Source organism: Streptomyces sp. BHT-5-2 (assembly GCF_019774615.1).
In the GTDB taxonomy this organism is placed as follows: Bacteria; Actinomycetota; Actinomycetes; order Streptomycetales; family Streptomycetaceae; genus Streptomyces.
Map to the genome: position 1 here is coordinate 5,311,077 of NZ_CP081496.1, position 13,844 is coordinate 5,324,920.

At 75.2% G+C, this 13,844-nt stretch carries 9 protein-coding genes and 5 tRNA genes; 6 read left to right on the forward strand and 8 right to left on the reverse strand.

Features of this window, described 5'->3' with window-relative positions; translation table 11 throughout:
• Window positions 1–4: 4 nt before the first annotated feature.
• Window positions 5–829 carry an aminotransferase class IV gene (locus tag K2224_RS23515; RefSeq protein WP_221908491.1) on the reverse strand — a complete coding sequence of 275 codons (825 nt, stop codon included), beginning with the start codon at window positions 827–829 and terminating at the stop codon, window positions 5–7.
• Window positions 826–1,896, reverse strand: coding sequence for a chorismate-binding protein (locus K2224_RS23520; RefSeq protein WP_221908492.1), 1,071 nt, complete (start codon window positions 1,894–1,896; stop codon window positions 826–828). Before K2224_RS23520 ends, K2224_RS23515 begins: the two co-directional genes overlap by 4 nt.
• 177 nt (window positions 1,897–2,073) lie before the next feature.
• Here K2224_RS23520 and K2224_RS23525 point away from each other — a divergent pair.
• From K2224_RS23525 to K2224_RS23545, 5 genes are all read left to right on the forward strand, one after another.
• A tRNA-Gly gene (locus tag K2224_RS23525) sits at window positions 2,074–2,146 on the forward strand.
• Between the two features lie 40 nt (window positions 2,147–2,186).
• Window positions 2,187–2,260, forward strand: a tRNA-Cys gene (locus K2224_RS23530).
• 1 nt (window position 2,261) lies between these two features.
• A tRNA-Val gene (locus K2224_RS23535) sits at window positions 2,262–2,333 on the forward strand.
• 24 nt (window positions 2,334–2,357) lie between these two features.
• Window positions 2,358–2,429: transfer RNA gene (locus tag K2224_RS23540), tRNA-Val, on the forward strand.
• 40 nt (window positions 2,430–2,469) lie between these two features.
• Window positions 2,470–2,541, forward strand: a tRNA-Val gene (locus K2224_RS23545).
• Between the two features lie 223 nt (window positions 2,542–2,764).
• On the opposite strand, the gene K2224_RS23550 is transcribed toward K2224_RS23545, so the two are convergent.
• Entirely contained in the window at window positions 2,765–2,974 is a 210-nt protein-coding gene (locus K2224_RS23550; protein WP_221908493.1) for a hypothetical protein, read from the reverse strand.
• 610 nt (window positions 2,975–3,584) lie between these two features.
• On the opposite strand from K2224_RS23550, the gene K2224_RS23555 reads away from it, so the two are divergent.
• Window positions 3,585–4,937 (forward strand): serine/threonine protein kinase, encoded by a 1,353-nt coding sequence (locus K2224_RS23555; protein WP_221908494.1) that lies wholly within the window; start codon window positions 3,585–3,587, stop codon window positions 4,935–4,937.
• 146 nt (window positions 4,938–5,083) lie between these two features.
• Here the strand turns inward: K2224_RS23555 and K2224_RS23560 are convergent, their stop codons facing one another.
• The 5 genes from K2224_RS23560 to K2224_RS23580 all read right to left on the reverse strand — a co-directional run bounded on the left by K2224_RS23560 (window position 5,084) and on the right by K2224_RS23580 (window position 13,807).
• Window positions 5,084–6,037, reverse strand: a complete 954-nt coding sequence (locus tag K2224_RS23560) for an RNA methyltransferase (protein ID WP_221908495.1) — start codon at window positions 6,035–6,037, stop codon at window positions 5,084–5,086.
• A 67-nt stretch (window positions 6,038–6,104) separates the two neighbouring features.
• On the reverse strand, window positions 6,105–7,343 hold the full coding sequence (gene cobA, locus K2224_RS23565; protein ID WP_221908496.1) for a uroporphyrinogen-III C-methyltransferase: 1,239 nt from the start codon (window positions 7,341–7,343) through the stop codon (window positions 6,105–6,107).
• A gap of 174 nt (window positions 7,344–7,517) precedes the next feature.
• A complete protein-coding gene (cobT, locus tag K2224_RS23570; RefSeq protein ID WP_221908497.1) occupies window positions 7,518–11,534 on the reverse strand; it encodes a nicotinate-nucleotide--dimethylbenzimidazole phosphoribosyltransferase in 4,017 nt (1,338 codons plus the stop codon).
• 235 nt (window positions 11,535–11,769) lie between these two features.
• Window positions 11,770–12,999: a precorrin-6y C5,15-methyltransferase (decarboxylating) subunit CbiE gene (gene cbiE / locus K2224_RS23575; protein ID WP_221908498.1), complete on the reverse strand. Its 1,230-nt coding sequence runs from the start codon at window positions 12,997–12,999 to the stop codon at window positions 11,770–11,772.
• A 172-nt stretch (window positions 13,000–13,171) separates the two neighbouring features.
• Entirely contained in the window at window positions 13,172–13,807 is a 636-nt protein-coding gene (locus tag K2224_RS23580) for a GNAT family N-acetyltransferase (RefSeq protein WP_221908499.1), read from the reverse strand.
• Window positions 13,808–13,844 lie beyond the last annotated feature (37 nt).

A 13,844-nucleotide genomic window follows, 5' to 3' on the forward strand; every position in this document is an offset into this window, starting at 1 on the left:
ACCCTCAGCGCGGGTCGAAGTCCGCGGCCGACTCCCGGTCGAAGATCCGCATCGCCTCGGCGGTCACCGGGCCCGGTTCGTCGGCGAGTTGGCGGCCGTCGATCCGGGTCACGGCCTGGACGTCGCGCAGGGTGGAGGTCAGGAAGATCTCCTCGGCGCTCTCCAGGGCGTCCAGCGGCAGGTCGGTCTCCTTGGCGCCGGCCCAGGCGACGGTCAGGGCGCGGGTGATGCCGGCCAGGCAGCCGGAGTGCAGCGGCGGGGTGTGCAGTTCGCCGTCGAGGACGACGAAGACGTTGGAGCCGGTGCCCTCGCAGAGCGCGCCGACGGTGTTGGCGAACAGCGCCTCGGAGGCGCCCCGTTCGCGCGCGCGGGCCAGGGCCACGACATTCTCGCCGTACGAGGTGGTCTTCAGGCCGGTCAGGGCGCCGCGTTCGTTGCGGGTCCAGGGGACGGTGACGGCCGCGGTGGTGTCCGGGCGGCGGCCGGCCTCGGAGGCCGCGACGACCAGGGTCGGGCCGGCCTCGCCGCGGTCCGATCCGAGCGGGGAGATGCCGCCGGTGTAGGTGATCCGCAGCCGGCCCAGCGCCATCGGGTTGGCCTCCAGGACGGCCGCGCAGCCGCGCCGCACCTCGTCGAGGTCGGGGTCGGGCAGTCCGAGCCCGCGGGCGGAGTGGGCCAGGCGCTCCAGGTGGCGGGTGAGGGCGAAGGCGCGCCCCCGCTCGGCCTTGAGCGTCTCGAAGACCCCGTCGCCGACCGTCAGGCCGTGGTCGAAGACCGAGACCCGGGCGCCGTCGGCGTCCCGTAGTTCCCCGTCGAGCCAGATCTTCATCGCTTGGGTCCTCCGCTCACTTCGTGCTCACCGGACGCTACCGCGAGCAGTCGGCGCGCCTTCAACTCGGTCTCGGCCCACTCCCGCTCCGGATCCGAGTCCCAGATGATCCCGGCGCCCGCGCCGAAGCGGAGCGCCGGTCCCTCGGGGGCGGCACGGTCGATCCAGAACGTGCGGATGCCGACGTTGAGCCAGCCGGTGCGGCGGTCGGCGTCCACCCACCCGATGCCGCCGCAGTAGGGGCCCCGTGGGGCGGTCTCCAGTTCCTCGATGATCCGCAGGGCGCTGGACTTGGGGGCGCCGGTGACCGACCCCGGCGGGAAGGTGGCCCCGAGCAGATCGGCCCACGCCGTCTTCTCGTGGGCCTCGGCCAGTTCGCCGCGCACGGTGGAGACGAGGTGGACGAGGCCGGGGTGTTCCTCCACGGCACACAGGGCGGGGACGGTGACCGAGCCGGTGGCGCAGACCCGCCCCAGGTCGTTGCGGACCAGGTCGACGATCATCACGTTCTCCGCACGGTCCTTCTGCGAGAGGTCCGCCGGGGTGCAGCCGGTGCCCTTGATGGGGCCGGACTCCACGGTGCGGTCGTCGCGGCGCAGGAAGAGCTCCGGGGAGGCGGTGGCGATCTCGACGCCGTGGTCGGGCAGACGAATCGTTCCGGCGTAGGGCGCGGGGTTGCCGCGGGCCAGGACGGCGGAGAGCGCGTCCACGTCGGCGCACAGCGGGTCGGGCAGCGGTGCGGTCAATACCCGGCAGAGGTTGACCTGGTAGACCGTGCCGGCCGCGATGTGGGCCCGGATGCGCCGGACGCCGTCCGTATAGGCCGCGCGGTCCAGGGAACTGCGCCAGTCCGCCGGTGCGGGGCCGCGCCAGGCGCCGGGCGCGGGGGCGTCCGCGGCCGTGGCGGGGCGTACGTCCGCGAAGCGGGCGCAGACCACTCCCCCCTCGAAGTCGGCGGTCACCGCCCACCAGCCGGCGGAGTCCAGGGCCGCGGGATCGCTGGTCACATCGCGCAGGTCGGTGGCTATCAGGCCGCCGAAGCGGGCCATCGGAGCGAAGTCGTGCACGTCAGTGAGTCTATGGCGGGGCCCCCTCGATCGCCCGGCCCGAACGAGCAGCGCAGCACGCTGCACAAACGCGTTTTTGTACTGGCCCCGGAATCCGCTAAAGTTCAACACGTCGCCGGGACGCGGAAGCGCCCCGGAGGCCAGGGAGCTTCCCGACGTAGTCTGGGAGAGCCTCCCGCGGACGTAGCTCAGTTGGTAGAGCACCACCTTGCCAAGGTGGATGTCGCGAGTTCGAGTCTCGTCGTCCGCTCGATGTGGGGGATCATCCCGAACCCCCTGCACGCACTCCTGGTGGAGTGGCCGAGAGGCGAGGCAACGGCCTGCAAAGCCGTCTACACGGGTTCAAATCCCGTCTCCACCTCCAAGGACGATTAGCTCAGCGGGAGAGCGCTTCCCTGACACGGAAGAGGTCACTGGTTCAATCCCAGTATCGTCCACTGACCTGGTCACACCAGGTCCCCGCGCGATTAGCTCAGCGGGAGAGCGCTTCCCTGACACGGAAGAGGTCACTGGTTCAATCCCAGTATCGCGCACGCAGTACCCGCGGTGATCTTGCGAGAGCCGCGGACCCGAGGACGATTAGCTCAGCGGGAGAGCGCTTCCCTGACACGGAAGAGGTCACTGGTTCAATCCCAGTATCGTCCACACCGAGGGCAGAGGGCCGGAGCAGCAGCTTCGGCCCTCTGTCGTTGTGTCCGAACGTCGTGGCGGCCAACTCCGCCGTGCGGCCCGGAAGTTCCGGAAAAAGCCAGATGGCCGGGCATCTCCCCAGATGCCCGGCCATTCGTGCCGTCCGCCGCACCCCCGTCCCCACGGGGTTTCGGCCGGCAGCCGTCCCGGACCGCTCTTCCGGGACCGGGGCGTCCGCTCAGTGCCCCAGCATGCCGGCCACGGACGACGCCTGTGTGACGACGGCCTCCCAGCCGCCGAAGACCACGGCCAGGAGGACCGCCAGCGGCAGCACCATGGCGACCGCTATGAGGGGATGGCGGGTACCGGCGGGCCGGCTTCCGCCGAACGCGGTGCCAGCCCTGCGGCCCCGCGTCCGGAGGGCCGTCCGCCCCGTGCTCTCCGCCATCGCCCCGCTCCCGTCGTGATCCAGGGCGGCGGGCGTCTGACCTCGGGGGACGAGTGCTGCGCCCGCCGCTTGACCTCAAGCCTAGGCGCGCGGAGGGGGCCCGGGCGTCATGCCGTCGTACCGCTTGGCGGGCCTCCAGGAGGATGACGGCCGGGGCCCCGGCGTACTCCCCTGGGTGGAGAGAGGCGGGACCGCACCCGGAGAGATCCCCGTGAGGGGCGCCAGGAGCGGGGATGCGGCGCGCGGGAGGTACACAGGTCCGCCGCGGGCGGGGATGCCGAAACGGTGACTTCGATCACTAGGGGATCTCCTGTGTGCACGACCGTCCCGGCCGTCGCGCGGGGCTCGCGCAAGACGGGGCCCGCGCCGTTTCCGCACCTTTCGCTCCGTCAAAGTCCGTTGGGGAAGGGATCATTGGGGCTCGGTGCGGGTAGCGGGGCCGGGGGGCGGGCCGAATTCCCTCCGTGCGGCGGGGATCGGGGCGGCCACCGGTAATCCGGTTGCCGACGCATGCGCGGCCTCTCAGCACAGCGAGCCGTCAATCCGTAAGCTGTGCCACGTCAGACGGTTGAGCGGAGTGGGGCCTCCCCACCGCAGGCAGGGGACGGACATGGCGATGATGCGGCTCCGGCGCGAGGACCCGCGTGTCGTCGGATCGTTCCGACTGCACCGCCGGCTCGGCGCGGGCGGGATGGGCGTGGTCTACCTCGGCTCGGACAAGCGCGGGCAGCGGGTCGCATTGAAGGTGATCCGGCCGGATCTGGCGGAGGATCAGGAGTTCCGGTCGCGGTTCGCCCGCGAGGTCTCGGCCGCCCGGCGGATCCGCGGCGGCTGTACGGCGCGGCTGGTGGCGGCGGACCTGGACGCCGACCGTCCGTGGTTCGCGACCCAGTACGTCCCCGGTCCCTCGCTGCACGACAAGGTGAACGAGGAGGGACCGCTCTCCCCCGCGCAGGTCGCCGCCATCGGGGCGGCGCTGTCCGAGGGGCTGCTGGCCGTCCACGACGCGGGTGTGGTGCACCGGGATCTGAAGCCGTCCAACATCCTGCTGTCGCCCAAGGGTCCGCGGATCATCGACTTCGGGATCGCCTGGGCGACCGGGGCCAGCACGCTGACGCACGTCGGAACGGCCGTCGGGTCGCCCGGCTTCCTGGCACCGGAGCAGGTGCGCGGCGCGGCGGTGACGCCGGCCACCGACATCTTCTCGCTGGGCGCCACCCTCGCGTACGCCTGCACCGCGGACTCGCCGTTCGGGCAGGGCAGTTCGGAGGTCATGCTCTACCGCGTGGTCCACGAGGAGGCGCAGCTGGCCGGGGTGCCGGACGCGCTGGCGCCGCTGCTCGCGTCATGCCTGGCCAAGGACCCGGCGGACCGGCCCAGCACGCTGTCGCTGTCGCTGCGGCTGAAGGAGATCGCGGCCCGCGAGGCGCACGGGCACTCGGCCGGGGCGTGGGAGAACTCGCCGGGCGACGAGGACGGCTGGGGCCGCGCGGAGCGGCGGCCTGCGGAGCGTCCGACCGGGCGGCGCGCCGAGGAGTACGCGCGTCAGCGGACCGAGCGGGGTACGGGGGGTACGTCCGCGCCGCGGCCGGCCCGGCCCGCGGGGTCGCGGGACGCGGCGGCGCGGGATCGGGGTCCCGCGTCGTCGGGCGGCGCCGCGCGGACCGGTGGACGGGCCACCGGGCAGCGGCCGGCCTCGCGGCCCACGGGGCGAAACGGTTCGCGTACGCCGCCGCGCACGGGTGCGGGCGGCCGGCGGCCGGGTCCGGACCGGCGGCTGCTGCGGCAGCGCGTGGTGGTGTTCGTGGTGGTGACGTTGCTGGTGGCGCTGGGGATCGCGGCGGCCCAGGGATGCCAGGGCCCGACCCGTGGGCTCGGCGGCGAGCGGCCGGTGAGCGTGGCGTCGCATGACGCCGGGAGCGCGGCCGGTGGTACGGCCGGTGGCGGGGCACGGCGGCACTGAGGGTACGCGGCCGGGGCGTGAGGGGCGCCGTTCCCGTGCGTGCGGCTCCGAAGGGGGCGGGTGGTGGGCCTTAGGGGGTGGGGGAACGGATTCCCTAGGGGGTGCGTGGGCCCCCTGCGGGGCCACAACGTGGGGTGGGTGGGGGGTTATTCCGGCGTGTGCGGCGGGTCGGCGACCGGTGTGTGGGGAGGAGCGGTGGCCGGTGGGTGGGGAGCAGCAGCGGCCGACGTGTGGGGAGGAGCGGTGGGCGGCGTTTGGGGAGAGGCGGTGGGCGGTGTCGTGGCCGGTGTGTGGGGTGTGGCGGTGACCGCGTAGAAGGCGACTGCGGCGGCGGCGCCGACGTTGAGGGAGTCGACGCCGTGGGCCATGGGGATGCGGACCCATTCGTCGGCGGCGCGCAGGGCGCCCGTGGTCAGGCCGCCGCCCTCCGCGCCGAGCATCAGCGCGGCCCGTTCGAGGGTGTGCGGGGCGACCTCGTCGAGGGCCCGGGCCCCGTCGGCCGGGGTCAGCGCGAGCAGGCTGAAACCCGCCTCCCGGACGACGGCCAGGTCCCGCGGCCAGGTCTCCAGACGGGCGTACGGGACCGAGAAGACCGCGCCCATGGAGACCTTCACCGAGCGGCGGTAGAGCGGGTCGGCGCAGTCCGGGGAGAGCAGCACCGCGTCCATGCCCAGGGCGGCGGCGCTGCGGAAGATGGCACCGATGTTGGTGTGGTCGTTGACCGCTTCCATGACCGCGATCCGGCGGGCGCCGGTGAGGAGTTCGGCGGCCGTCGGCAACGGCTTGCGCTGCATGGAGGCGAGGGCGCCGCGGTGCACGTGATAGCCCGTCACCCGCTCGGCGAGGTCCGGGCTGACGGCGTAGACCGGGGCCGGGACCTCGTCGATGACGTCCCGCATCACGTCGACCCACTTGGCCGAGAGCAGCATGGAGCGCATCTCGTAGCCGGCGTGCCGGGCGCGGCGGATGACCTTCTCGCCCTCGGCGATGAAGAGTCCTTCGGCCGGTTCGCGGCGGCGCCGCAGCTCGACGTCGGTGAGGCCGGTGTAGTCGCCCAGCCGCGGGTCGTCCGGGTCGTCGACGGTGATGATTTCTGCCACGGGGAGATAGTGCCTTGTCGGTGTCGAGGAGGCTGGGCCGGGAAGCGGTTTCGGTCGGTGGTTCCGGTCAGTGCGACGGGGCGGCGGGGGTGAGGCCGACGACGTCGCCGATGACGATGACGGCCGGCGGGCGGACGCCCTCGGTGCGTACGGTCTCGCCGAGGGTGGCGAGGGTGGCGTCCACGCGGCGCTGGGCGGCGGTGGTGCCCTCCTGGACGACGGCGGCGGGGGTGTCGGCGGGGCGGCCGCACTCTATGAGCTTGGCGGCGATGGCGCCGCTGTTCTCCACGCCCATCAGGACGACGAGGGTGCCGCGGAGCGCGGCCAGTGCGGGCCAGTCGACCAGGGAGCGCTCGTCGTCGGGGGCGACATGGCCACTGACGACGGTGAACTCGTGGGCGACGCCGCGGTGGGTGACGGGGATGCCGGCGGCGCCGGGGACGGAGATGGTGCTGGAGATGCCGGGGACGACGGTGCAGGGGATGCCGGCGTCGGCGAGTGCCTGGGCCTCCTCCATGCCGCGGCCGAAGACGAACGGGTCGCCGCCCTTGAGCCGGACCACGGCCTTGCCGGCCTTGGCGTGCTCGATCAGGGCGTTGTTGATCGCCTCCTGGGCCATGAACCGCCCGTAGGGGATCTTGGCGGCGTCGATGACCTCGACGTGCGGCGGGAGTTCGGCGAGCAGATCGCGCGGGCCGAGCCGGTCGGCGATGACGACGTCGGCCTCGGCGAGGAGGCGGCGGCCGCGAACGGTGATCAGGTCGGGGTCGCCGGGGCCGCCGCCGACCAGCGCCACACCGGGGGTGTGCGGGCGGCGGTGGTGCGGGGCGGCGATGCTGCCGTCGCGCAGGCCCTCGACGATGGCGTCGCGGACGGCCGCGGAACGGCGCGGGTCGCGGCCGGTGAGGACGGCCACCGTGACGCCCTCGCTGCGGCCGGTGGCCGGCGTCCAGGCGGTGGCGGCCTCGGCGTCGTCGGAGCGGACGGCCCAGACGCGGCGCTCCTCGGCCTCCTGGGAGGCGGCGGCGTTGGCCTCGGGGTCGTCGGTGGAGATCAGCGCGTACCAGGCGCCGTCGAGGTCGCCGGGGCGGTAGCGGCGGCGCTCCCAGCGGAGTTCGCCGGCGTCGACCATCGCCTCGACGGAGGCGGTGGCGGACGGGGAGACCAGCAGGACGTCGGCGCCTGCGGCGAGGAGTGCGGGGAGCCGGCGCTGGGCGACCTGGCCCGCTCCCAGAACGACCACACGGCGGCCGGACAGCCGCAGTCCGACGGGGTAGGCAGCGGGTTCGACGACGGGTTCGGCCATGGCGGGGTGGCTCCTTGTGCGGTGATGCGGGTTCGACGACCGTTCAGTCGCTGCGGCACCGGAGCGGCTGAGGGGTGGTACGGCCCTGCCGGGACGTACGCCCCGGCCCACAGCCTATGAGGCTGCGGGCCGGGGGTCATGCGGGGGCGGCCCGGTCTTCGGGCCGGCCCGGTGTCAGCTCTTCTCGGTGACTCCGGCGGAGTCGAAGGTGGCGACCTCGTGCATCGCGCGGGCGGCGCTCTGCACGACGGGCAGCGCGAGCAGTGCGCCGGTGCCCTCGCCGAGCCGCAGGTCGAGGTCGACCAGCGGGCGCAGGCCCAGCTTGTTGAGGGCCGCGACATGGCCCGGTTCGGCGCTGCGGTGGCCGGCGATGCAGGCCGCCAGCGCCTCGGGGGCGATGGCCCGGGCCACCAGGGCGGCGGCGCCGGCGCTGACGCCGTCCAGGATCACCGGCGTGCGCAGCGAGGCGCCGCCGAGGATCAGACCGATCATGGCCGCGTGCTCCAGGCCGCCGAGGGCGGCGAGGACGGTGATCGGGTCGGCCGGGTCGGGCTGGTGGAACTCCAGGGCGCGGCGGACGACCTCGACCTTGCGGGCGTGCGTCTCGTCGTTGATGCCGGTGCCGCGACCGGTGACCTCGGCCGGGTCGACGCCGGTGTAGACGGCGATCAGGGCGGCCGAGGAGGTGGTGTTGGCGATGCCCATCTCGCCCGTCAGCAGCGCCTTGTTGCCGGCCGCGACGAGGTCCCGGGCGGTCTCGATGCCGACCTCGATGGCCTTGAGGGCCTCGTCCTGGGTCATCGCCGGGCCCTGGGTGAAGTCGGCGGTGCCGGGGCGGACCTTGCGGGGCAGCAGGCCGGGGGTGGCGGGCAGGTCGCCGGCCACGCCGACGTCGACCACGCAGACCTCGGCGCCGACCTGGTTGGCGAAGGCGTTGCAGACCGCTCCCCCGCCCAGGAAGTTGGCGACCATCTGGCCGGTGACCTCCTGGGGCCAGGGGGTCACGCCCTGGGCGTGCACACCGTGGTCGCCGGCGAAGATCGCGACCGCGGCCGGCTCCGGGATGGGCGGCGGGCACTTCCGGGACAGGCCGCACAGCTGCGCGGAGATGATCTCCAGCATGCCCAGCGCGCCGGCCGGCTTGGTCATCCGCTTCTGCCGCTCCCACGCCTCGCCGAGCGCCTTGGCGTCCAGCGGGCGGATGCCGGCGAGGGTCTCCTGGACGAGGTCGTGCGGGTCCTCGCCGGGCAGGGCGCGGCGGCCGTAGGTCTCCTCGTGGACGACCCAGGAGAGCGGGCGGCGCTTGGACCAGCCGGCCTGGAGCAGCTCGGGCTCGTCCGGGAACTCGTCGACGTAGCCGACGCAGAGGTAGGCGACGATCTCCAGGTGTTCGGGCAGGCCCAGTTCGCGGACCATCTCGCGCTCGTCGAAGAAGCTGACCCAGCCGACGCCCAGGCCCTCGGCGCGGGCGGCCAGCCAGAGGTTCTCGACGGCGAGCGCGGAGGAGTACGGGGCCATCTGCGGCTGGGTGTGCCGGCCGAGGGTGTGCCGGCCGCCGCGGGTGGGGTCGGCGGTGACGACGATGTTCACCGGCGTTTCGAGGATGGCCTCGATCTTCAGCTCGCGGAACTGCTTGGCGCGGGCCTTGGGCAGCGACTTGGCGTAGGCGTCGCGCTGCCGCATGGCCAGCTCGTGCATCTTGGCGCGGGTCTCGTCCGACCGGATGACGACGAAGTCCCAGGGCTGGGAGTGGCCGACGCTGGGGGCGGTGTGGGCCGCCTCCAGGACGCGCAGCAGGACGTCGTTGGGGATCGGGTCGGGGCGGAAGCCGTTGCGGATGTCGCGGCGTTCGCGGATGACGCGGTGGACGGCGGCGCGCTCGGAGTCGTCGTAGCCGGGCGCGGGGGCCGTCGTGGGCGCGGGCTCGGCGGCGGGGGACTCGGCCGGGTGTGCGTCGTCGCCCTCGGCGTGCTCGACGAACTGGGCGTCGTCCTGCTGGTGCGGGAGGGCGTCGGCCTCGGCCGGGGCGGCGTCGGTGGCCGCGGGGGCCTGCGGTGCCGGGTCGGCGGCGGACTCCTGCGGGGCGGGCACCGGCTCGGCGGTCGCCTGGGCGGGGATCTGCGGGGTCGCCGCCTCGGGGTGGACGGGGGCCTCCTCGGCGGCCGGCGGGGCCGGGGCCTCGGCCGGCTCGGCGGCGTGCTCCTGGGCGTCGGCGGCGGCAGGCGCGGGCTGCTCGCCCTCGGGGGCGGGCTGCGGGGCCTCCGCCTCCGGGGCGGGCTGCGGGGCCTCGGCGTCCTCGGGAGCGGCGGCCTGCGGGGCTCCGGTGTCCTGCGGCTGCGTCTCCGCCTCTATGACGGGCTGCTGGGGCGCCTCCGCCGGGGCCGGCGGGGCGTCGGCGGCCTGCGGGGCGGTGGCGGCGTCGGCGGGGGCGTGCTCGGCTGCGGGGGCGGTGGTGCCCTCGGCCGGGGCGATCACGGCGGCCTCGGCGGGCTGCGGCTCGGCGGCCGGCTCCTCGGCGGCGGGCTGGACCGCGACGGGCTGCTCGGGCTGCACCGCCGGCGCCTCGGGGGCGGCCGGGGCGGCCTCGGGGGCGGCGGGCTGTACGGCGGGGGTCGCGGCCTGCGGCTGGTCCGCCGCCGGGGCCTGAGCCGGGGCGTCGGGCGCCGGCTGAGCATCAGCGGGCTGGGCCGTGTCCTGCGGGGACTGGACCGCCTCTGCGGGGGCCGCCGCCTGCTCCGGCTGCCGGCCGGCGGCCTCGGGGGTCGCGGGAGCGTCCTCCTGCGCCGGCGCCTCGGGCTGCGCGGGCGCGGCCTCGGGGACGTCCTGGGCCGGGGCGGGGGCTTCGGCGGCCGGCTGCGCGACCGCGGCGTCCGGAGCGACGGCCTGCTCGGGCGCGGGCTGCCGGACGGCCGCCTCCGCGGCAGGAGTTGCCGCGGCCTCGGTCGTCGCGGCCTCGGTGGCCACCACGTCGACGGGCTGCGGCCGCTCGGCCGGGGCCTCCGGCGCCGGAGCCTGGGCCGCGGCCTCCTGGACGGGCTCGCCCGGCTCCGCGACAGCGGCGGCTACGGGAGCGGCAGGGGCGACGGCCTCGTCGGCCACCGTGCCCTCGGCGGGCGCCGCCGCGGGCCGCGGCTGCCCGGCCGGTGCCTGGTCGGTGGGCAGTCCGGCGGGCGGCTGCTCGGCGGGCGGTGCGCCGTCCTGGGCGGGCGGCCGGGCCTCCGGCACGACCGCTTCCGCGCCGGCCTCGGGGACCGGGGCGGCCGGCACGGCGGTCGGCTCCGCGACGGGCACCGCGGCCTGGACGGGTGTGCCGCCCCACGGCTGCGCCTGGGCCGGCGTGTGGGACGGGATCTCGCCCAGCTGCGGGCCCGGCAACGGGCCCTGGCCGGCGGCCCCGTAGGACTGCTCGGCGTACGTCTGGCCTTCGTAGGGCTGCCGGCCGTACGGCATCGCCACGGGCTGCTGCTCCTGCCGCACGGCCGCCGGGGCGACGGCCTCGGGGTGCGGCTGGGCGGGGGCGGCCTGGGCCTGCACCGCGGCGGCCGCGGCGTCGACCGGCGGTGCGCCGACGGGCTGCGGCGCGACCGGCCGGGCGGCGTCGGTCGGCACGGCGTCGGTCTGCTCGTCGGGGAGCGGGACGTCGAGGTATTCGGGGCCAGCGGCCGGCGGGGCGGGCTGCCGGGCGGCCTGCTGGGGCGCCTCGGCGGGCCCCCGGTCGGCCAGCGAACGCACCACGCCGCCGGTCGCCTCGGGGACCGGCGGGCCCATGTGGAGCGGGCGGCGCGGGGCGGCCGCACCGTGGGCGCGCGCCTGCTGGGGGACGACCGGCTGCTGGGCACGGACGGCGCCGAGGTCGACGGAACCGGAGTCCCGGCCGCCGGTCTCGTGGTCGCCGGCCGGGGCGTGGCCGGCGGCGGGGTCGAACGGCGCACTCTGCTGCGGCGGTACGGCCTGCGGCTGGGCGGGCTGCGGCGGCTGCTGGGCGCCCTGTTCGCTCCAGGCGCCCTGGGCGCCGGGCATCAGCAGGTCGTCGTCCTCGACGGTGCCGTCGGCCGGGCCGAGGTAGGGGTACTCGCCCGGTTGCTGGGTGGGTCCGGCGTCGGCAGGGGTGGGAACGGCCTGCGGCTGCCCGCGGTGTCCGCCTGCGTTCTCCGGCTGTCCCTGACCCGGGACCTGGCCGGTGTCGGTCATGCGTACCCCTCGCCCACTGCTAGTGCTCCTTCCACGCGCTCGTGCGACGCGTCGACCGGTGCGCACCGACGCCCCGATAGCGAGAACGAGCGAGCACGTCTCCCGGCACGTCCGCACCCAAGTGCTTCATTTTCGTCCAAAACCACGGCATTTTCCGGATATTGGCGTACGAAGCCGAACGCGGAACGGCGGCGCAACGATCCGCCAGCCTACCTCGCGCGGGTGGTCTTCCTGGTCACGGGTGAGGAACGCGATAGCCGCTCAGCAAAAACACCACAGAGCGTTCACGTTCGACCCAAACGGAAGTGTCGAGTTCCACGGACTGCAGCAGCGCGCACTCGACTTCGTAGCCGCCGTCGGCGAGTGCCCGGCCGAGCGTCTCGGCCTCGTCGCGGGTCGCGGCGTGGGTGACGATCCGCTCGGGGCGGCGGGCCGCGCAGGCGGTGACCACGTCCGCTCCCCCGACGCCGATGCGGACCACGTCGGGCTCCGGGAGGTCCTCCAGGATCTGCGGCGCACGGCCGTGCACGGCCTGGAGTTGGACGCCGTGCCGGCGGGCCAGGGCGGCGGCGCGGTCGCAGGCGTCGGGGTCGGCGTCGACCGCGATGACCGCGGCGCCGAACCGCGCGGCCTCCACCGCGGCCGCGCCGCTGCCCGAGCCGATGTCCCAGACCAGGTCGCCCACCCGCGGCCCGAGGCGGGCGAGTTGGGCGGTGCGCAGCTGCACGGACTCGCCCTCGCCGAGGGCGCCGCCGTAGGCCCGGCCGGGAAGTCCCCAGCCGCGCGGGCCGGTCGGATCGCCGGCCCTGTTGACGGGGGCTCCGGCCATCCAGCCGGTGCCCTGGGCGGCGGCACCGGAAGGCGAACCGCCCACGACGATGACGACGTTGGGGTCGCGCCAGACGTGGTCGGCGACCTTGTCGGATGTGAGGACCGTCACCTGTTCCCGTTCGGTGCCGAGGTCCTCGCAGATGACGAAGGTGCGGTGCACACCTTCCAGGAGGAGGGCGAGTTCGGCGGGTCCGGCGCCGGGCGAGGTGAGCACCGCGACCTTGGTGTGGGCGCGGCAGACGTTGACCGCGCGGCGCAGGTCGCGGCTGTGGGCGACGACGACCTGGGCGTCGTCCCAGGGCATACCGGCCCGGGCGAAGGCGGCGGCGACGGAGGAGACGGCCGGCACCACCTCGACCTCCAGGCCGTATTCGGGGGCGCGCAGGGTGCGGACGACGCCGAAGAAGCCGGGGTCGCCGTCGGCGAGGACGACGGCGGTGCCGCGGTGCTGGGCGATGCGGCGGGCGGCCAGGGTGACGCTGCCGAGCCGGATGCGTTCGGCGGCCGGCGGGACCTCGGGCAGCGCGAGGTGGTGGGCGGCGCCGGCGACGAGGGTCGCGGCACCGAGGGCGGAGCGGCCGGCGGCGGTCAGCGGAGAGCCGTCCCAGCCGATCACCGTGACCCGGTCGGCCATGCTCGTCAGTCTCCTGGGGGGAAGGTGCGGTTCCGGGGGGCGGTCGACGGGTGCGGTGGCCGCCGTCCGGGGGTGCTGCGGGGTGCCGGTCCGCGCTGGTCGGGACGGTCCCGGGCGCCGTCCGGCAGGCCGAGGGTACCCCGGCGGCCGCGGCCGGGAGGTGCTGTGGGGGTCAGTTCCACTCGGGGTAGGCGAAGCCGCTCGCGCCGACGGTCTGGTCGGGGAGTCCGTCGAGGTCCTCGGGGAGCAGGCTCCAGACGATCTGGTCGGTGCGGAGGTCGCTCCAGGTGCCGTCGTCCGCGCGGGTCCGGGCTATGCAGGCGCTGCGGAGCACTCCCTCGCTGATGCAGCCGATCTTCTGGGCGACCTGCTGGGAGGCGGTGTTGCCGGCGGCGGTGCGGAGTTCCAGGCGCTCGAACTTCTGGTCCTGGAAGAGCCAGCGGGCGGTGGCCAGGGCCGCCTCGGAGGCGTAGCCCTCGCCGCGGGCCCAGGAGCCGACGATGTAGGAGAGCTCGGTGGAGCGGACCCGCCAGTTGGTGTTGCCGAGCTGGACGATGCCGACCAGGCGCTGGGTGAGGAACTCGGTGACGGCGAGGTCCAGGCCGCGTCCGGCGATGCGTTCGGTGGGCGCGTAGCGGGTGACCCAGTTGCGGGCGGCGTCCTCGGTGAAGGGCTGGGGCACCGCGGTCCAGGCGGCGACCAGTTCGTCGTTCATCATCGCGGCCAGGGCGGGGATGTCGTCCTCGTCGAGCGCGCGCAGCACCAACCGGTCCGTGCTGAGGGAGATGTCCGGAAAGGTGGATGTCATGCCGATGCTCCAACGCCGTTGACTGGGGTGCTCCGGG